This is a genomic window from uncultured Nonlabens sp., from assembly GCF_947495285.1.
GTDB lineage: Bacteria > Bacteroidota > Bacteroidia > Flavobacteriales > Flavobacteriaceae > Nonlabens.
Genome location: NZ_CANLXZ010000004.1, coordinates 98,921 through 119,020 on the forward strand (window position 1 = coordinate 98,921; position 20,100 = coordinate 119,020).

The 20,100-nt window shown below is 35.1% G+C and carries 21 protein-coding genes; 7 read left to right on the top strand and 14 right to left on the bottom strand.

Features of this window, described 5'->3' with window-relative positions:
- The 8 genes from Q0838_RS02535 to Q0838_RS02570 all read right to left on the bottom strand — a co-directional run bounded on the left by Q0838_RS02535 (position 1) and on the right by Q0838_RS02570 (position 9,791).
- Entirely contained in the window at positions 1–969 is a 969-nt protein-coding gene (locus Q0838_RS02535; protein ID WP_298950862.1) for a tryptophan 2,3-dioxygenase family protein, read from the bottom strand.
- A 133-nt stretch (positions 970–1,102) separates the two neighbouring features.
- Positions 1,103–1,903 carry a DUF3108 domain-containing protein gene (locus Q0838_RS02540; protein ID WP_298950864.1) on the bottom strand — a complete coding sequence of 267 codons (801 nt, stop codon included), beginning with the start codon at positions 1,901–1,903 and terminating at the stop codon, positions 1,103–1,105.
- Between the two features lie 87 nt (positions 1,904–1,990).
- Positions 1,991–3,154, bottom strand: a complete 1,164-nt coding sequence (gene hppD / locus Q0838_RS02545; RefSeq protein ID WP_298950866.1) for a 4-hydroxyphenylpyruvate dioxygenase — start codon at positions 3,152–3,154, stop codon at positions 1,991–1,993.
- Positions 3,155–3,262: 108 nt separating this feature from the next.
- The gene (locus Q0838_RS02550) at positions 3,263–3,892 is read right to left on the bottom strand and encodes a CCC motif membrane protein (protein ID WP_298950868.1); all 630 of its coding nucleotides are present in this window, start codon (positions 3,890–3,892) and stop codon (positions 3,263–3,265) included.
- Between the two features lie 23 nt (positions 3,893–3,915).
- Positions 3,916–5,073, bottom strand: a complete 1,158-nt coding sequence (locus Q0838_RS02555) for a homogentisate 1,2-dioxygenase (protein ID WP_298950870.1) — start codon at positions 5,071–5,073, stop codon at positions 3,916–3,918.
- A gap of 173 nt (positions 5,074–5,246) precedes the next feature.
- Positions 5,247–7,484, bottom strand: a complete 2,238-nt coding sequence (locus Q0838_RS02560; RefSeq protein ID WP_298950872.1) for a patatin-like phospholipase family protein — start codon at positions 7,482–7,484, stop codon at positions 5,247–5,249.
- Positions 7,471–9,270, bottom strand: a complete 1,800-nt coding sequence (uvrC, locus tag Q0838_RS02565; protein WP_298950874.1) for an excinuclease ABC subunit UvrC — start codon at positions 9,268–9,270, stop codon at positions 7,471–7,473. The genes Q0838_RS02560 and uvrC overlap by 14 nt, the downstream gene beginning before the upstream one ends.
- Before the next feature lie 149 nt (positions 9,271–9,419).
- Entirely contained in the window at positions 9,420–9,791 is a 372-nt protein-coding gene (locus Q0838_RS02570) for a hypothetical protein (protein WP_298950876.1), read from the bottom strand.
- 149 nt (positions 9,792–9,940) lie between these two features.
- Here Q0838_RS02570 and Q0838_RS02575 point away from each other — a divergent pair, with 149 nt between their 5' ends.
- The 5 genes from Q0838_RS02575 to Q0838_RS02595 all read left to right on the top strand — a co-directional run bounded on the left by Q0838_RS02575 (position 9,941) and on the right by Q0838_RS02595 (position 14,432).
- Complete coding sequence (locus Q0838_RS02575) at positions 9,941–10,912, top strand: type I phosphomannose isomerase catalytic subunit (protein ID WP_298950877.1); 972 nt, start codon at positions 9,941–9,943, stop codon at positions 10,910–10,912.
- 17 nt (positions 10,913–10,929) lie between these two features.
- The gene (gene trxA, locus Q0838_RS02580) at positions 10,930–11,223 is read left to right on the top strand and encodes a thioredoxin (RefSeq protein WP_298950879.1); all 294 of its coding nucleotides are present in this window, start codon (positions 10,930–10,932) and stop codon (positions 11,221–11,223) included.
- 117 nt (positions 11,224–11,340) lie between these two features.
- Positions 11,341–12,732, top strand: a complete 1,392-nt coding sequence (locus tag Q0838_RS02585) for an alpha/beta fold hydrolase (RefSeq protein WP_298950881.1) — start codon at positions 11,341–11,343, stop codon at positions 12,730–12,732.
- Positions 12,733–13,006: 274 nt separating this feature from the next.
- Entirely contained in the window at positions 13,007–14,146 is a 1,140-nt protein-coding gene (locus tag Q0838_RS02590; RefSeq protein ID WP_298950883.1) for an Mrp/NBP35 family ATP-binding protein, read from the top strand.
- A 4-nt stretch (positions 14,147–14,150) separates the two neighbouring features.
- Positions 14,151–14,432: a NifU family protein gene (locus Q0838_RS02595; RefSeq protein ID WP_298950885.1), complete on the top strand. Its 282-nt coding sequence runs from the start codon at positions 14,151–14,153 to the stop codon at positions 14,430–14,432.
- A 45-nt stretch (positions 14,433–14,477) separates the two neighbouring features.
- Here Q0838_RS02595 and Q0838_RS02600 read toward each other — a convergent pair whose 3' ends face one another.
- Both Q0838_RS02600 and Q0838_RS02605 read right to left on the bottom strand, forming a co-directional pair.
- Positions 14,478–15,311, bottom strand: a complete 834-nt coding sequence (locus Q0838_RS02600; protein WP_366942002.1) for a DUF3050 domain-containing protein — start codon at positions 15,309–15,311, stop codon at positions 14,478–14,480.
- A gap of 120 nt (positions 15,312–15,431) precedes the next feature.
- Positions 15,432–15,644, bottom strand: coding sequence for a hypothetical protein (locus tag Q0838_RS02605; RefSeq protein ID WP_298950887.1), 213 nt, complete (start codon positions 15,642–15,644; stop codon positions 15,432–15,434).
- Positions 15,645–15,690: 46 nt separating this feature from the next.
- Between Q0838_RS02605 and Q0838_RS02610 the strand changes: the two genes are divergently transcribed.
- Positions 15,691–15,828, top strand: coding sequence for a hypothetical protein (locus tag Q0838_RS02610; RefSeq protein ID WP_298950888.1), 138 nt, complete (start codon positions 15,691–15,693; stop codon positions 15,826–15,828).
- 200 nt (positions 15,829–16,028) lie between these two features.
- Here the strand turns inward: Q0838_RS02610 and Q0838_RS02615 are convergent, their stop codons facing one another.
- The 4 genes from Q0838_RS02615 to Q0838_RS02630 form a co-directional block, all read right to left on the bottom strand.
- Positions 16,029–17,213, bottom strand: coding sequence for an acyl-CoA dehydrogenase family protein (locus Q0838_RS02615; RefSeq protein ID WP_298950890.1), 1,185 nt, complete (start codon positions 17,211–17,213; stop codon positions 16,029–16,031).
- Between the two features lie 127 nt (positions 17,214–17,340).
- Positions 17,341–18,081, bottom strand: coding sequence for a methyltransferase (locus Q0838_RS02620; RefSeq protein WP_298950892.1), 741 nt, complete (start codon positions 18,079–18,081; stop codon positions 17,341–17,343).
- A 19-nt stretch (positions 18,082–18,100) separates the two neighbouring features.
- Entirely contained in the window at positions 18,101–18,628 is a 528-nt protein-coding gene (gene rimM, locus Q0838_RS02625; RefSeq protein WP_298950894.1) for a ribosome maturation factor RimM, read from the bottom strand.
- Positions 18,629–18,639: 11 nt separating this feature from the next.
- On the bottom strand, positions 18,640–19,143 hold the full coding sequence (locus Q0838_RS02630; protein WP_298950896.1) for a 30S ribosomal protein S16: 504 nt from the start codon (positions 19,141–19,143) through the stop codon (positions 18,640–18,642).
- 129 nt (positions 19,144–19,272) lie between these two features.
- Between Q0838_RS02630 and Q0838_RS02635 the strand changes: the two genes are divergently transcribed.
- The gene (locus tag Q0838_RS02635) at positions 19,273–20,097 is read left to right on the top strand and encodes a DUF6252 family protein (RefSeq protein WP_298950897.1); all 825 of its coding nucleotides are present in this window, start codon (positions 19,273–19,275) and stop codon (positions 20,095–20,097) included.
- Positions 20,098–20,100 lie beyond the last annotated feature (3 nt).

The window sequence follows — 20,100 nt, forward strand, 5'->3', positions numbered from 1 at the left end:
TTACTTTGTGTTTAAAATGTGATCCACCCATTGCTTACCCCAGTTCTCCTGTTCTTCTTGTGTCCACAAGGTAGGAAAGTAAGATATTTTCTGGAAACTAGGTGGTAAAAACTCTTTCCAGTTAGTGCCTCCTGTTGCCTTTATCGCTTTTCCTTCTTTTCTTAAATATCTATGTGCTGCACCCATGTGCATAAGTAGCCAATTGATATTTGCGTTTTGGTCTAGTAGTCGCAGGGCTTTTTTGAGTTGTGGTGTTTTTTCTTCTTGAGGTAAGGATAAGTAGCGTTGATTAAGGTTTGTGTGTTCTACTTCATTTGCTATTCTCAAAAATCTAGGTGTGTAACGCTTTTCAAATTGTTTTAGTGTGAGTGTTTTTTCTCTTGTATTCATGTCTATGCCACCTTTTTTCCAATAGATGTTCTCAAATAGGTCTTCAATGGTGGTGTTGTTCTCGCTTTCGCGAAAGCGAGACCTAACAGAAGGATGAACTAGATTTATTAAATCACTGCTGTAAAACTCTATCATTCTATACTGTGCGCTTTGAAAACCACTCGCAGGTAGTAATGACATCCTGAATTTTAAGAATTGCTCTCGCTCCATACCGTTAATCATTACTTCAAAAGAATTGATTAAAACGGTAAAGTATCGATTAATACGTAGTATTTTTTCTTCAAAAAACTTACCGCTCAATTGATCGCTTTCTATAATTTGCGTTTGCTCATGTATAATAAGCTTAAAATAAAGTTCGGTAATTTGATGGTAGCCTATAAAAATCATCTCGTCAGGAAAATCTGTAGAGGGTACTTGTAGGCTTAGTAAAGTGTCTAGTCGTATATAATCCCAATAGGTTGTGTACCTGTCATAAAGTAAGCCGTCTAGGTAGGATAGCATGTCCTGACCAGAGTGTTTAAATTTATTTTCTAATAATTTAATGCGCTGCGCTATTTCTGGGTCGAATCCTTGAGACATGTAATTCTTTTATAATAACTAGCAAAAGTAATCAACCTCTAGGTCACTATCAATTTTACAAGGCACAGAGTTCACCTTAAGGGATAAAATAAATAGGCAGTTTTTAAAATATTTTTATAGGTTATTGCAGTTTTTATTCTTCTAGAATAGCTTTAAAGGGATGTTTGAGGCCTTTATAGGCTTCTAAGTCTGCGGTAAGAGATCCTACAGCTAGTTTTGCTTTTATTTTTAGAGGTATTTTATTTTTATCTTTTGATATCCATACGGTAAGACTTTCTTCTTCTTTAAACACACGTCCAGACTGTACGTATGGTCTAAATTTTAAAGAAGCTACGTCACCTAATGTTGTTTCCAGGACTTCTTCTCCTAGATATTTAAGTTTAAAATCAAAGTTTTCTTTATCAAAAAACATAGGTAGTGTAAACTCATCACCAGCTTTTATAGTTTCTATATCTACCATGTTTCTTAAATGGTAAAAGGCGCTCATCATATCTTGTGTAGCTGGCTTAATCTCTATAGTAGTCTTTTTCTTATGTTTTTTATCATTAATCATGGCGGTACCTGCTTCATGATCAAAGTCTATTTGAATATTTTTTGTGTGTCCGCCCTCGTTTATTTTACGTATAAAGCGATATGGTTTTACAGTTTCACGATCTATGTAGGTTTCATATTTGTCATCTACTTTAAAGAATAGGTGCAGTAGTCCTGTAGATTTTCCTTTACCTTTAATGTGATAGACAGGTTTACCTTTTAATCTCGCTTTTTCTATTTTCATTTCTGCATAGCTGGCATTAAAGACACCGTAATGTATTCTAAATTTGAACCATTCACCATCTTTAAAAGCCTGTTGCTCTATACCGTTAGATTCTACTCCTGGAGTAAAGGCTGTAGTAGTTGCAAATACAGCTATCATTAAAAAAATAATTTTTTTCATATCTATAAAAGTTGATGGTGAATAATAGGTCACGATCTTTTAAAGCAAAGTCTGTTCCAAAACGATAACTTATTTCTTATCAACGCATTATAAGGTACCTCGTAATGCTTGCTCTCTTTCTATAGCTTCAAATAATGCTTTAAAGTTTCCTACACCGAATGATTGAGCACCTTTGCGCTGTATTACTTCTATAAACATAGTAGGTCTATCAACTACTGTTTTTGTAAATAATTGTAATAAGTAACCTTCTTCGTCTCTATCTATAAGAATACCGTGTTTTTTTAACACCTCCACATCTTCGTCTATTTCTCCTACACGTTCTATGAGGTCGTCATAATATTCGTCTGGGACGTATAAAAATTCTACACCTCTATCTCTCATGGCACTTACGGTAGCAACTATATCATCTGTAGCGACAGCTATGTGCTGTACACCAGGGCCATTATAGAAATCTAGATATTCTTCTATTTGAGATTTTTTCTTTCCTTTTGCAGGTTCATTGATAGGAAATTTCACTCTACCATTACCGTTGCTCATTACTTTACTCATAAGAGCCGTGTAGTCGGTAGCGATGTCATCGTCTGCAAATGAGATAATTTGAGCAAAGCCCATTACTTCACCATAGAATTTACACCAGGTATTCATCTGGTCCCAACCTACATTTCCTACCATGTGGTCTATAAACTTAAGTCCTACAGGTTCTGGATTATAATGAGATTCCCATTTCTGAAAACCAGGTAAAAATAAACCGTTGTAATTTTTACGTTCTATGAACACATGAACTGTTTCTCCATAAGTGTAGATTCCAGATTTTACGATTTCTCCATGCTCGTCTGACTCAACGGTAGGTTCTAAATATGGTTTTGCACCTCTTTTTGTTGTTTCTTTAAAAGCTTTACGAGCATCTTCTACCCAGAGAGCAACCACTTTAACACCATCTCCATGTATGTTGATATGTTCATTAAGTTCACCATCTTTTTGTAGAGGAGTGGTGAGTACAAGTCTTATTTTACCTTGCTTTAAAACATAAGAAACTCGATCTTTTAATCCTGTTTCTAATCCAGCATAGGCTTCTGACTGAAATCCAAATGCAGTTTTATAAAAATGTGCGCTTTGTTTTGCATTCCCTACATATAATTCTACATAATCTGTCCCTAAAAGCGGAAGAAAATCTTCTGCTTCTTTGAAAAGTTTTTTTAGTGAATATTCAGTGTTTTGTAGGTCTTTTAAGTTTTTGATTCCAGCTGCCATGATAGTTGTTTAAAAGTATAAATAAATTGTGATATCGGTGGTGTTGTGCTAGTCTTTATTACCACATTACTCTTATAGGAAACGTTATTGTTTTCCTTTTAAAAATCATTATCCTTCTGCTTCTTCTAAGATTATTTCTTCTATATCGATTTGTTCTATTTCTATAGAATCTAGATCTGTTTTTATAGAGTCAGTTTCTTCCTCATAATACTGCCAGTCCTCATCTTCTGAAGAGTCTTCATAATCATCTTCATAATAAGACTCGTTATTGTACTGGTCTAAATCGTCAAAACCATCTAACTCTCCATTTACTGCCGCTACAAGTAGACTACCGAAAAATAAAGCAACTATCAATAGAACTAAACAAACTAAACCTGAAATAGCTGCTCCTACTATATTTATAATTTTTGCAATATTTACACTCTTATAAGAGCTTTGACTATAATTACTAGGGTTAGATTTATAAACTTTTAAACTTCTGTTTGCTATAATGAGTCCTATTAAACTAAGGATTAATGTAATTATAGCAACGAGTCCATAACACCAGCACCCTACAAAGAAAAGAACTAATGAAATAATACCCAGTGTAATAGCGCTAGGGTCACCTGCTAATTTCTCTCCTTGATAAGGGAATTGATAATTATTTTGGTTTTGATTGTGATTTTGAAATTGGTGCTGCTGTCCAAAGTTATTAGACTGCTGTGGTTGATTTGAGTAATTTGGGTTGTTCTGTTCCAATGTTATTTTTTTTACAATATTAATTAATCTAACCAGCTTTTGTGATAACTATCATCAGCAATTTCCAGTCCTTCTTTAGTTACCATAAGTGGTTTAAATGTATCTACCATAACAGCTAGTTCTTCTGTTTTAATTTTTCCAATACTTTTTTCTACTGTTCCAGGATGTGGTCCATGTGGAATACCTGCAGGGTGTAAACTTATATGTCCAGCCTCGATATCATTACGACTCATAAAATCTCCATCTACATAATAAAGGACTTCATCGCTATCTATATTACTGTGATTATAGGGTGCAGGAATACTATTAGGGTGGTAGTCATAAAGTCTAGGCACAAAACTACATACTACAAAAGCGTCTGTTTCAAACGTCTGGTGAACTGGCGGCGGCTGGTGAATGCGTCCTGTGATAGGTTCAAAATCATGAATAGAAAATGCATAAGGATAATTATAACCGTCATAGCCCACCACATCAAATGGATGTGAAGCATAGATCATATCAAAAACATCGTCCTGTTTTTTTACTTTAATTAAAAACTCACCTTTCTCATCGTGTGTTTCTAGTGTTTCTGGTCTTCTTAAATCACGCTCACAAAAAGGAGAGTGTTCTAAAAGTTGTCCGAAGTGATTTCTATACCTTTTAGGTGTATAGATAGGTCTTCTACTTTCTACTATAAACAGCCTGTTTGCTGTCGTATCAAAATCTATCTTATAAATAACACCTCGTGGTATTAAAAGGTAATCACCATATTTAAATTCTAGATTTCCTAAATGAGTTCTTAAGGTTCCACTACCACGATGGATAAAAAGCAACTCGTCTGCATCACTATTTTTATAAAAATAGTCTTGTGTAGCATCTTGAGGTGCTGCAAGTATAATTGCAACATCACTGTTTATAAGAACGGTCTTGCGACTTTCTAGATAGTCTGCTTCTGGTTTTATATTAAATCCTTTTAACCTGTAGGATTTCATATGATTCTCTAATGCAATCTCAGGCTTTACACTGTATTGATTACGTATTTCTTTAACCATGGTAGGTCTATATTCATGATAAGAATTTGTAGACATACCATCAAAACCTATAGTTCCAAAAAGCTGTTCTGAATATAGAGAGCCATCAGGTTTTCTAAATTGTGTGTGTCTTTTGGGTGGTATTTTACCCAATTTATGGTAGAAAGGCATAGTTAAAAGTTGAATCTCTCAAATTTCGTGAATTTTTGAGACCATTCCATGTCTAACCGAGATTATTTATCTTTTAAGTAATTTTATTTTTATAATGAATATATACAGTGAGTGCTATTCATGATTTATGGGAAATAAGCAACTGGACGATTAAAAGACTCTCTGCCTTGTTTTTAAAACTTAAACCCTAAATTAACAAAGACTTGTCCGTCATTTTGTTGTGGAGAGAAGCTGTATTTTATTTCTATAGGTCCTAAAAAAGATTCTAATCCATAACCTATCGCATATCCTGTATATTTAGCCTCACTAAACCATTTGTTTTGTTTAAATAAATCATCTTGAGCATTTGCTATGTTGGCACTGAATATGATGTGATTGTTTTTGAATACTTCATAATCTGCCTCTAGTAGTACTTTTATCATAGTGTCACCAGTTATGCTTAGAAAATCATAACCATAAAATGGTATTAGATTATTAATTCTACGTGACCCATAACCTCCTAGCAAAAAATCCATAGAAGAATCATTAGTATCACCTATAGTTATACCTATGTGTGCGTTACCACGCAGGGTAAAATCGCCATAATTGTGCGCATGACCTATTTGTAATTGCGCGACAGAAAATTCTTTAAAACGCTCTTTGTATTGAGAGTTTAAGAGGTAAAGATTAAAGTCACCATCAAGCTTCCAGCCACTCGATGGGAACTGAGCGTTATCATATGAGTCTAGTAATACTTTGCCATATAAACTGCCTAGAGTGCCATTTGTAAAATCTGTAACACTATCATCTGGGTCTGCAGTGATCAAAGTTTTTGTAAATATATGGAGGGATTTAATCTCGGTACCGATTACTAGGTTTAGAGATCTATTGAGTCTGGTTTGTAAGAAAATTTGTTGAGTCCAGTCTCTATATTTCACTTCAAGACTATTAACGCCTAATGGGCCTAGAAAGCCGGCATCTTCAGCAAATTTTGCATTCACGTCTTTTTCAAATCTTATAAATTCACTGTGTATTCCTATAGACCAGTAACGGCCTTTGTCTATATAATAGTCAAAGTTGTATCTCAAATTATCGCCCACGATAAAATCTGCAGATACTATGTCGTTATCAAAAAGCACTTTTTTTCTAGAAAGATTAACTAATGCGGCACTGCGTGTTAATTCATCATAATGTAAGCCTAGTTTTAAATAGTTACGTACCTCACTCTCAACTAGATCTATTTCTAGAGTCGCACCTTTGTCTTGATTAAGGATCTCATAATTTATCTTTGCAAAATTATCTGTAGCTTGTAGATTTTGAATCCCTGTGTTTAAATCGGTGTACGCTACCTTACCTGGTGTCTTTATTTTAAATCTACCTACTATAAATGCTCTTGTGTAATTCTTATTTCCTTTTACATTGATTTTGTTAAGGTATATGCTATCGCCTATCGTGTTTTTTAAATTTGGTTTTATGTAGCTGTCTATGGCAAGCTTTTTAAGTTGATCTATTTTATCTCTACCGGCCTGTTCACCTCTTTTAATGATTTCTTTTCCTAGGTCAAAAGAGACAACAGTAAAATCATTAATGTCTGGAGTAATATAAATGTCTGTTTTGGGGGCTTTATACTTCATTGCATTAATGGTAAGGAAGTTGTTGATCTGTGATAATATATCGAGAGCCCCACTAAGTTCTTTTCTCGATTTTAAATCATCTTGTACATCTACACCTATAATAATATCTACACCTTTTGCTTTTAATTTTTCTATAGGATAATTATCTACTACACCACCGTCTATGAGTAGTTTGCCATCTATTTCAACAGGGGCAAAGAGTGACGGCAGCGCACCACTTGCATTTACTGCTTTGGGTAAATAGCCGCTGTCTAGTACGATTTCTTCTCCAGTGGTGATCTCTGTGGCGATACATAAAAATGGAATGGGCAATTGATTAAAGTCGTCAACATCTTTTACATGGGCGAGCAACCTGGATAGAAGGTCATAGATATTTTGTCCTTTACTTAAGGAAGAAGGTAATTGTACTTTAAAATCTTTAAAAGGCAAGGTGACCGCATAACGTTCTGTATTTCTACGCTCGTAAAATGTTTTTGATTTGCGAGGTATGTCATCAGATATAATTTTGTCAAAATCTATAGTTTTGAAAATAGAATCTAACTGTTGCCCGGTATAGCCAGATGCATAAAGCGACCCAACTATCGCACCCATGCTCGTTCCTGCTATGTGGTCTATTTTTATTCCTAGGGAATCTATTATTTTAAGTGTTCCTATATGTGCTAGACCTTTTGCACCACCGCCAGATAAGACAAGTCCTATTTTAGGTTGAGGATTATTTTGTTTTTCTTGTGCTAGTGTGAAGTCCGCTTTCGCGAAAGCGAGAACAATAAAAAATAATAATAATCTATTCTTCTTCATCTTTATAAAAGTCTATTATTTTTTGTGCTTTAGAAACGCCTACTATTTCTGTAAGCTCTTTCTTTGTAGCATTTTTAACTCGTTTTACACTCCTAAAATGTTTTAATAATTCAACAACTGTTTTTTCTCCGATCCCAACGATCTCATCTAGCTCAGTTTCTATAGCCTGTTTGCTACGTTTATTTCTGTGATGGGTGATACCAAAACGGTGTGCCTCATTACGCATTTGTTGAATAACCTTAAGTGTTTCAGATCTTTTATCTAGATATAAAGGTACAGGATCATTAGGATAAAATAGCTCTTCTAGTCTTTTTGCTATTCCTATTATAGGTATTTTACCTCTCAGACCCAGTCGTTCTAATGCGGTGACACCGCTAGATAACTGTCCTTTTCCACCGTCTACTATGACTAGTTGTGGTAATGGCTGGTCTTCTTCTAGTAGTCTTCTATAACGTCTATAAACTACTTCTTCCATACTAGCAAAGTCGTCTGGTCCTTCTACCGTTTTTATATTAAAGTTTCTATAATCTTTCTTGCTAGGTTTTCCATTCTTAAAAACTACACAAGCAGCTACAGGATTAGTACCTTGAATGTTAGAGTTATCAAAACACTCCATGTGTCTAGGTTCTTCACCCAGTCTCAAATCGGCTTTCATTTGCGCCATTAATCTGGTAACATGTCTATCAGGGTCTACTATTTTAATAGTTTTAAATTGTTCTTGCCTAAAGAATTTTGCATTGCGCTCTGATAGGTCTACTACACGTTTTTTATCTCCTAATTTAGGGATTGTAATCTTTATATTTTCACCTACATCTACATCAAATTGTGTGTAGATCTCGGTAGACTGAGAGTCGAATCTATTGCGCAATTCTACGATAGCAAGCTCAAGTAAATGTTTATCATCTTCTTCTAGTTGCTTTTTAAGTTCCATGGTGTGTGATCGTGTAATCGCACCATGATTAATTTGCAAGTAATTTACATATCCAGCGGCTTCATCACTAACTATGGTAAAAATATCTACATTTGAGATGTTAGGATTTACGACCGTAGATTTTGCCTGGTATCTGGTTAGTATTTCTAATTTTTCTTTAAGTAGTTGCGCCTCTTCAAATTCCATATTTGCAGCGTGCTCTTGCATTAAGTCTGTAAAATAACGTACCGCTTCTTTAAAGTCTCCTTTTACGATGCCTCTTATAGCTTCTATACTTCTGTTGTATTGTACTTCATGCTGCAGTCCTGCACATGGTCCTTTACAGTTGCCTATGTGGTATTCTAAGCAAAGTTTAAATTTTCCCTCATTTATTTTATCCTGTTGTAAATCGTAGTTACAGGTACGTATAGGGTACAATGTTTTAACTAGTTCTAGGAGTGTTCTTACTGTTCTAACACTCGTATAAGGTCCATAATACTCGCTGCCATCTTTGATCATTTTACGTGTTAAAAATACCCTTGGGAAACGTTCTTTTTTAATGACCAGCCATGGATAAGTTTTGTCATCTCGCAACATGATGTTGTACCTGGGGTTGCGACTTTTAATTAAGCTGTTCTCTAGTAATAAAGCGTCGGTTTCTGTTTCAACAACTATGTGTTCAATGCGATAAATATTCTTTACCATCGTTTTTATACGATAGCTGTCATGTGTTTTATTAAAATAAGAGGAGACTCTTTTTTTAAGTTTTTTAGCTTTTCCTACATAAAGTAGCTTGTCTTTTTTATCAAAGTACAAGTAAACTCCAGGTGATAAGGGTAGGGTTTTAATCTGAACCTCTAAAGGTGGTATTTCCATAGCACAGTAAAGATAGGTATTATGCTTAATGGGTTAAATATATTTTAATAGAAGTTTATGTAGAACTTGCTCTTATACAACCGTAATAATTAATAATTCTTCACCTAAATAAAGTAGGATGATGCTAGTAAAGTCTCTATACACGAGATTTAATTGACGTTTAAAATGTAAACAAAGGGGTAATCATCTCCGCCTATTGCAGCATCACAAATTACAGCATCATCGTCATTTAAATCCCTGTACTCTATTGTTATTTGAAGTCCATCTACCTTAAAGTTTTGAGGAAGGTTTGCAGCATAATAAACATAATGATTTGAGAGAGGTAGATTAGTGGTTACTTGATCAAACTCGATTAAATAGTCAACTGTACTATTATCATTATCAACGATTCCACATTTATTACCTTGTCTAAGTACGGTAACATTAAAAGAGTTTTGATTTACATCGTCATCAGTATTGCAGCTTACTAAAAAAAAACTTATTGCAAAGATGAATAATAGAACTATAGGTTTAATTTTCATATGTATGATTTATGTTATTCTTCTTTTAGATGCTAGAAATTGAAAAAGGTTGCGTAAAATGTATCTGATATCTTCAATTTAAAGGTATCACATAGATAAATTCACTCGGTTATCTTAAATTGCAGCTCAATGGAAACATCTGGTCATTAATGAAATTATATCCCTTAAAATTTAAACCTGTTTTTCACTACCGTATTTGGGGTGGTGACCAGTTGAAGACTAGCCTTAATAAAGAATACGATCAAGAGTCCATAGGTGAATCTTGGGAGATAAGTGCTGTTCCAGATAGTGAAACTGTTGTTGCAAACGGTGATTATGCTGGTGCGACTATCAATAATTTAATAGAGCGATTTAAAGAAGCGTTTTTAGGGAAGTCCGTGTATGATAAGTTTAATGGAGAATTTCCATTACTTATTAAATTTATAGATGCAAAAAAACCACTTTCTATACAGGTACATCCTAATAATGAAATAGCTAGAGAACGACACGGTTCATTTGGTAAAAATGAAATGTGGTACATCATGCCTTCTTATAAAGATGCAACTATAACAGTCGGTTTTAAAGAAGAAGTGGACAAAGATTCTTATCAAAAACATTTAAAAAATCACACACTTACAGACGTTCTCAATGAGTTTAAAGTAAAAGCGGGAGATGCTTTTTACATACCTACCGGTAGAATACACGCCATAGGAGCAGGAGTAATGCTGGCCGAAATCCAGCAGTCTTCTGATGTGACCTATCGTATTTATGATTACGACCGTAAAGACGTGAGAACTGGTAAAACTAGAGAATTACATACCGATCTAGCGCTAGATGCAATAGATTTTAATTTACAAACGCAATATCACACGGATTACAGCCGTAAAAAAAATCAACCTAATAAGCTTATTGATTCACCTTACTTTAAAACTAATTTTTTGAAGATTAAAGGCACGCTAGAAAGAGACTTATCAGAAATCAATTCCTTTACTATCTATATGTGTGTAAAAGGTAGTGCTACCTTAATATATAAAGAAGAAAATTATTCACTGGTACAAGGAGAGTGTATTTTATTACCTGCAGGAATTAACTTAGTCACTCTAGATTCTATAGATGCGCAATGTATCGAGGTTTATTTATAATCTAAAATAAAAATTTTATGTCTAGCTTTAAAGAACTTACTAATAGTGATACACCAGTGTTAATAGATTTTTTTGCAACCTGGTGTGGGCCATGCCAGACCATGATGCCAGTTCTAGATAAATTAAAAGAAGATCTAGGTGATCAAGTACGTATTCTTAAAATAGACGTGGATAAAAATAAAGCACTTGCTACAAAGTTTGCTATCAGAGGCGTGCCAGCATTCATGATTTTTAAAAATGGTAAGCAAGTATGGAAAGCTGCAGGAATACAACCCTTACATGAATTAAAAGCGCAGATTCAAAAAGCATAAACATTCTGGTAAATAGTTTGTTGCATACCATGCCCTTTATTTAATCTTCTTAAATTTTATGTAACAAATAACTATCTTCATGCTCTAGTTTCAATATAAATTAAAAATCTTAGATTTATGAAAACTGTTGTCTATTTTGTTTTATGGGTAGTAAGCCTATTATTCTCATCAATCACCCATGCACAAGATTTTAACGGTTCTTGGACAGGAGGGATTTATGGAATGCCGTTGGTTTTTGAAATTTCAAATATTAATGGTCAGTACTCAGCAAAGATGCAAAGCCCTAGCCAATCTAAAACTTACCTTCCTATGAATAGTATTGTGGTAGACGGTAATCAAATTACTATGCTGCTAGATGCCTATAAAATAAAATATCAAGGAGAATTAGTGGACGATAAACTTATCGGGATCTTTACTCAAGGTAGTGGCTCAGGAAAAATGATTTTAGAGAAAAAAGAATATGTAGAAGTAAAGCCTAAAAGGCCACAAGAACCTAAAGCACCCTTTCCTTACCATATAGAAGACGTGGTGTTTACTAATCCCAAAGCAAATGATATTAAACTAGCAGGTACATTAACATTACCTAAAAATAATAACAATCCAGCAGTTGCTATTCTTATTTCAGGCTCTGGACCTCAAGATCGTAACGAAGAGCTTTTTGATCATAAACCGTTTTTAGTTCTTGCAGACCATTTGACTAGAAAAGGTATTGCTGTTTTTAGGTACGACGACCGTGGAGTAGCACAATCTCAAGGGGCTCAAAAAGGAGCAACTAGTAAAGACTTTGCTACAGATGTAGAAGCAGCTATTACTTACCTTAAATCTCGTAAAGATGTAGACGCAAAAAAAATCGGACTTATAGGACATAGTGAAGGCGGTTTAATCGCGCCTATGGTTATAGCAGATAATAAAAGAGATGTAGCATTTTTTGTGTCTCTAGCTGGACCAGGCGTTGATGGGTATCATGTTTTACTACCTCAAATAGAGAAAAGCCTCAGATTTCAAGGTGTGATGGGCCATCAGTTGGATTTTGAAAAAAATCTTATGGACGCTATGTTTTTAAAAATAATAGATTCAAAAAAGTTATCCTCTCCATTATTAGAAAATGAGCTTGTTATCTTTATGAAGCAGCTGGTTGCAAACGCTCCAGATGTAATAAAATCCAAATATACTGATCAAGTTATATCAGCTCTCAGTAAACAGTTTTCTGAAAAGTGGATGCGATTCTTTTTAAGTTATGATCCAGCTCCTAATTTGAGTAAAATAAAATGCCCAGTTCTAGCTATTAACGGATCTCTAGATTATCAAGTAATCCCAGAAATCAATTTACCAGGTTTTGAAACAGCACTTTCTAAAAATAAAGACGTAACTATTAAAAAAATAAAAGGACTTAACCATCTTTTTCAAAATGCGCAAACAGGTAGTGCCGGTGAGTACGGACAGTTAGAAGAGACGATAGATCAAAGAACATTAAATTTAATTTCTAGTTGGATTAATTCTAGATTTTAAAAGCTTTCATTCTTATTTTGTTTTTACAGCCATACTTATGTTGCGTGGGCAAATATGTAATTTGATACGTTTTAAATACTGCTATTTATGAATAGTGTACACAGAACTGTTGCTTTAAGTGTTTGTTTTAAACGCTTTTGTATAATTAGATGTGAGTATTCTTATATGTGATACGCTTTCGCGAAAGCGGAATATTTTTATCTATCTCTTTTATTTAGAATGGTTTTTAATTAACGTCTTTGATCGTTATCTTTGTAATACTCTAAATGGCAAAATGAAAATAGAAAAGAAAGATGTTCTCAAAGCACTAGAAACCATATCGGTTCCTGGAGAAGGACAAAATATGGTAGAAAGTGGAGCAATTAAAAATGTACTTGTTTTTGGTGACGAGGTTGTGGTAGATGTTACTATTAATAACCATAGTTTACAAGCTAAGAAAAAAACAGAAGTCTCTATCTTACAGGCTATTCATAAAGAAGTTTATGAAAAAGCACAAATCAAAGTAAACCTAAAGGTAGAAGCACCAGAAACGATAGATAAAAAACCAGAAATTAAAGGTAAGGCTATTCCTGGAATAGATAATATTATTGCTGTAGCATCTGGAAAAGGTGGAGTAGGTAAATCTACTGTAACGGCAAATCTAGCTGTGACTCTTGCAAAAATGGGTTTTAAAGTAGGTCTTCTAGATGCAGACATTTATGGCCCTAGTGCTACTATAATGTTCGATATCGTTAATGAGAAGCCACTATCGGTGACGGTAGATGGTAAATCAAAAATGAAACCAGTAGAGAGCTATGGTGTTAAAATTCTCTCTATAGGCTTTTTTACACAGCCAGACCAGGCGGTAGTGTGGCGTGGACCTATGGCTGCCAAAGCTTTGAATCAAATGATTTTTGATGCTGCATGGGGAGATTTAGACTTCTTAGTAGTAGATCTACCACCTGGTACTGGAGATATACATTTAAGTATCATGCAATCATTACCGTTAACAGGTTCTGTTGTAGTTTCTACACCTCAAACTGTCGCACTGGCCGATGCTCGTAAAGGTGTAGCAATGTTTCAACAAGAAAGTATCAACGTGCCTGTCTTAGGTATAATAGAAAACATGGCTTATTTCACACCACCAGATATGCCAGGAAATAAATACCATATTTTTGGTAAAGATGGTGCAAGAAACCTAGCTGATGATTTAAAGATTCCGTTTTTAGGAGAATTACCATTAATACAATCTATTAGAGAGGCAGGAGATGTAGGCCGTCCTGCAGCTATGCAAGATGGTACAGATATAGAAAATGCATTTATCGAGATTACTAAAAAAGTAGTGTCAGAAACGGTACGTAGAAATGATGCTTTACCACCTACAAAGGCAATTGAAATTACTACCATGGCAGGGTGTAGCGCCGTAAATAAGTAATATTATGACTGGATCAGAATTAAAAACAGCGGTCGAAGCAGGATTAGAAGAGATAAGACCTTTTTTACAAAGGGATAACGGTGACATAGAATTAGTCTCTATAGAAGATGATAAGTTTGTTAAAGTACGTTTGTTGGGGACTTGTGTAGGGTGTCATGTAAATCAAATGACTCTTAAGTCTGGAGTTGAGCTCACTGTTAAAAAGCATGCTCCACAGATAGAAACCGTTACCGATATTTCAGGTCAAGAATTAAATGAAGAACAGCGAGATAGTATTGATTTATAGTTCTTTTAAACAACAAAGCCGATTCGTGAGAATCGGCTTTGTTGTTTAAACTAGCTCTGGTTCAGACTCTTTTATTTCTTCTAAAATGCCATCAAATAGTTCTATTCTTGATTGTAGAGCCTCTTTTGCAACTTGTATAGCTTCTTCCCATTTTAATTGATCATCGTCGCAAAGCATAGCTACCATTTTATGAGCCATAGGCCCGTGTTCATCTCCATCTAGCTCTATATGCCTGTCAAAATAGTATTTAATAGGTTCTAGATCTATATCAAAAGAAGAGCTAGAGATGCCCTCTAGTATTTCTGTAAACATCTCAGGGATTAAATCTTCTCTTCCATATGTAAATGCCGCAGCTATTTCATGGTCTTTACCTCTGTTGATAATGGTAAATGTGGTAGTCAGAAATTGTTTTACATGCTGCGGTAACGACGAGTTATTTATGGCGTTAAGGATGTGACTAGATATCGATAGTCCTTCTATTTCTTTTATTGTAATATTTACATCTATACCTATTGCTTGCATCGCGTTTAAGTACATTTCATAATGACTTTTTCTGTTACCTAGATGGTCTATGTCTGTTTCTTCGGCAAGAACTATTTCATTGATTAAATACCTTAGATCAGGATCACCTACTGGAGTCCATGGAGTAGAGGTGCAAGTCAGTGAGTTTTGTAGTGCTTTTAAAAGAGACATAAAGTCCCAGACAGCATAAATGTGTGAAGACATAAAGATCCTTAGATCTTCATCATTTTTTATATGGTTGTATAACTGGTGATTCAATAACTGTTCACGCACCGTACTTATTTTATTCAAGATTAAATTGGCTTCCATCGCTGTGTTTTCAAGTGCAAAAATAGTTGCTGCAGAGATCTTAACCATCTTCAGAAAAGAAATTATTATAGGATTAACTAGTGTTGTGTACCCTATCGAATTGATAATAAAAAAAGGCTTAAGAAATTTAATTCTTAAGCCTTTGAATTTTTTTTGATTGTAGATCGTTTATTGTCTTACTAAAGTATAAGTAGCCTCTACCTCATAGCTGTAATCAGTATCTATTTCAGTTTCTTCTAGGTGTAGCTCTAGACCGTTGCTAGAAAAGTTTCTAATAGTCACACTTAAATCGTCGATGTTTGGAAGGATTAAAGAGTTGCCAGAAATAGTAAAAGCGCCATTTATGTCTAGATCTTCTACATCTGTTTCTGTTTCTGTCATTCCATCTTCTGTATAAGTAATTGTTCCAGTATAAGTTCCCGTTGAGGTGACTAGTCCAGATTCTGTAAATGTAATAGTCGCATTGTTAAAGTTACTACCGGTAAAATCTGCTTCGGTAATATCAGGTGTGCTTCCAGATGTGTCAGACTCTGTAGCGTTTCCAGAAAAAGCAGTTACATTATAAGTACCAGCTAGACTAGCTCTAGTTAATGCAGGTCCATTATCATCATCAGATTCACAGGAGAAAATAAAAAGAGATAAAATTGCGAGACTTAAAATTTTAAAATTTTTTATATTTTTTTTGTTTTATTGACCATCAAAGATAATTAAAACCCCTTGAATTCAAGTGAAGGGGTTTCAACTTAGTACTATTTTAATGGTATTTTACTTAAATGCGTTCTCTCCAGTAATGTCTAAACCGGTAATTAGCAAATGTATATCATGAGTACCTTCATAAGTAATTACGCTTTCTAGATTCATCATATGGCGCATGATACTGTATTCTCCAGTAATTCCCATACCGCCTAGAATTTGTCTAGCCTCACGAGCTATTTTAATAGCCATGTCTACGTTGTTACGTTTTGCCATAGATATTTGCGCGCTTGTTGCTTTTCCTTCTTCACGTAATACGCCTAGCCTCCACGCGAGTAATTGTGCTTTGGTAATTTCGGTAATCATCTCAGCCAGTTTCTTTTGTTGTAGTTGGAAGGCAGCAATCCGTTTACCGAATTGTATACGTTCCTTAGCATATCTTAATGCAGTATCGTAACAATCCATTGCGGCACCTATGGCGCCCCACGCTATACCGAATCGTGCAGAATCTAAACAACTAAGTGGTGCTCCTAATCCTGATTTACCAGGTAATATATTGCTTTTCGGGATCTTTACGTCTTGAAAAATTAATTCACCTGTCGCGCTAGCTCTTAGGGACCACTTGTTATGTGTTTCTGGGGTTGTAAAACCTTCCATGCCTCGCTCTACGATCACACCATGAATACGTCCTTCTTCATTTTTTGCCCAGACTACAGCAACGTCACAAAAGGGACTGTTAGAGATCCATAGTTTTGCTCCATTGAGAATAATATGTTCTCCATCTCCAGCGTCTTTAAAACTGGTAATCATACCGCTAGGATTAGAACCGTGATCAGGTTCAGTAAGGCCAAAGGATCCCATAAACTCTCCACTAGCTAGTTTAGGCAAGAATTTTTTACGATGTTCTTCACTACCGTATTTCCATATAGGATACATAACAAGAGAAGACTGAACAGACGCTGTAGATCGCACACCGCTGTCACCGCGCTCTATTTCTTGCATGATTAGGCCATAAGAAATTTGATCCAGTCCAGCACCACCATATTCTTCAGGAATATACGGTCCGAATGCTCCTATAGAAGCTAGACCAGGTATTATGCTTTTAGGAAATTTTGCTTGTTGTGCAGCTTCTTCTATAATAGGAGACACATCTCGTTTTACCCAAGATCGGGCAGCATCGCGTATTATCTTATGTTCTTCTGTTAAAAGGTCGTCCAGGTTATAATAATCTGGTGCTTCAAATAAGTCTGGTTTCATTCTATATCTTTTAAATTAGAAACTACATCGATAGAGTAATTTCACGGCTTTTATGGAGTCGGTCGTAAAAATAGCGATCTACAGACGGTTATTTGATAAAAAATGTCAGATTTTTAATGATTCTTAATTACATTTTCAGATAAAAGTCTTTGGTTAGGCTTTTGTAATCTTCTGTGTAGTCGTGACGTTCTTTTTCTATTACTAGTTCACTAACTATGTTTTTGGTGTTGTTTTCTTTCACGCTTTCGCGGAAGCGGAATTCCATCAAACATCTTTTAATCTTACTGTTTTTCTTACCTTTTATATAAGTAGTACGCACAGGTTCTAGTTGAAAATGAGAGGTGATTTCTAGAAATCTGGTCTCTCTATCTTTAGGTATAATACAGGCAAATGTGCCATCTATATCCAGTAATTGATACACGCCATAAACTAATTCTTCAAAGGGTAAAGCGTCATCAAATCGTGCTTGCTGGCGTCGGTTCTCAATTTGAGAATCTGTTTTTATACTGCTAGAATCGTAAAATGGAGGGTTGCTTATTATTAGGTCATATCGCTCTTCTATTTCTTCATAGAATTCTTGAAACTCTGCATGAAAACAAAAAAGACGATCACCCCATGGGCTATCTTCAAAATTCTCAGCAGCTTGTTCATAAGCGTCTTGATCTATTTCTATCGCCTCTATATTTGCGTGGTGATAACGTTGTGCTAGCATGAGAGATATAACTCCCGTGCCGCTACCTATATCTAGTATGCTCTGTGGTTCTTTATATGGTGTAGCCCATGCGCCTAGAAGGACACCGTCGGTTCCTATTTTTTGAGCACATTTATCCTGAGCTATTGTGAATTCTTTGAATTTAAATAGACTCATTTATAAAAATTAAGACGTTTTAGGAAAGATAAAGGTCTATTAAACCTTCTGGAGTGGTGATGGTAATGGTTTTATTTTTACGATCTACTTTGTTGATAAAATGATCATTAAGCGGTATCAGAATTTCATTACCGTTATTATCTATTTCAAACAGTGCCTGAGTAGTAGTGTCATTTATACCTGTTATGGTACCTATGTCTCCATGGTCAGTATCTATCACTTTAAAATGGATCACTTCATGAAAATAAAACTTATTTCCTTCTAATTTAGGAAGAAAATTAAGAGGTAGATAGAGATCTCTTTTCATTAAGGCGTCAGCGCCTGCGTCGTCATCTATATCTTCTATTTTTATTCTAAGAAGTAGTGATTTGTGCAGTTGACTTTTTTCAATAAAAAATGGAACCAAGTTTTTACCGATTTCGATAAAAACTGATTCCATTTCTGTAAAAAGCTCAGGTTCATCCGTATCTAGTTTTACTAGTAACTCACCTTTAAAGCTAAATTTATTTACTACGGTACCTACGTAAAAACATTTTTCTTTACGCATAACCTATAGATTTACTCTTCTTCTCCTGTTGCGTTATCACCTTGAGCAGCTGGTTCTTCAGCTACTTCTGGAGCATTTGCTGCGATACGAGCTTCGTTCACTGCCTTCTCTGCTTCAAGAGCTTTTGCAGCTACTGCATCAGCATCTGCCTGAAGTCCAGATGCCTTTCCAGCAATCTTAGCTTCTTTTTCAGTTAACCAAGAGTTGAACTTTTCATCTGCTTGTTCTTCTGTTAATGCACCTTTCTTCACACCTACTTTAAGGTGTTTTTTCATCATAACACCTTTGTAACTTAATAAGTTACGAGCAGTATCAGTAGGCTGTGCACCGTTTTCTAACCATGTGATAGCACCGTCTACATCTAGGTTTACTGTTGCTGGGTTAGTGTTAGGGTTATAAGTACCTAATTTTTCAAGATATTTACCATCTCTTTTTGCACGTGCATCTGCTGCTACGATCCAATAAAATGGTTTTCCTTTTTTACCGTGTCTTTGTAATCTAATTTTTACTGGCATAACTATTAAAGTTTGTGGGTGCCCGACCCTGATTATTAATTTGAGTTTGCAAAAGTATGATTTATTTAATTATTCCTATCATATGTTTTTATTTTATTTACATTTGCTTGAATTCTTTTATTCTCTTCAATGAAACTGATTTATAAATTCTTTTTACTAAGCCTAGCTATTTTTTTATCTTCTTGTTCTGATAATCTAGAGGAGAGCAATTCACCTGCCATGCAGGCCGTGCGTAATGGTGAGTTTTTTAAAGCAGACCGCATGAGTGCCGCTATTAATGAAGACGGTACGATGACCTTAGTAGGACAGAATACTCTTGAAACTTTAGAGTTTCGTCTTCAGGACGATTCTGTAGGTGTTTACAGACTAGCTGCAGGATCGCAAAGTGAAGCATTGTACACTATTAATGGTGGAGAGCCATTTTCTAGTAACTTAGGTAATGGACTAGGCGAGGTGCGCATCACATCTATTAATGCAGAAACTGGTGTGACTGGTGTGTTTAACTTTGTTAGTTATCTTCCTAATAATGTGGATACACTTTATATGAGAACTGGAGTTATATATCAAGTACCATTAGGCACGGCCTCAGTCTCAGGTATTGATAATACGATTACGTCAACAGTAGCTGCAAATGTAGATGGTACTGCTCTTAATCCTACAGCTGTAAGTGTAGTTGAAACTGGTGGGACGGTTCTTGTAAATGCTTCTAACGGTCCTAGTTCTATAGTTTTAAGTTTTCCTGATACTATAGTGCCTGGAACTTATACTTTTGATGGGGCAACTTATTCTGCAAATTATGTAAATGGAGGTACGCTAGATCGCTCAGTTTCTGGATCTCTAGTTGTTCTTACCGCAGACGCTAGTACAAATACTGTTACTGGGACTTTTAACTTCATGACTGCAGCGCCTAATAATTTTGATATTACAAATGGTACTTTTAATATTTCTTACTAGTAT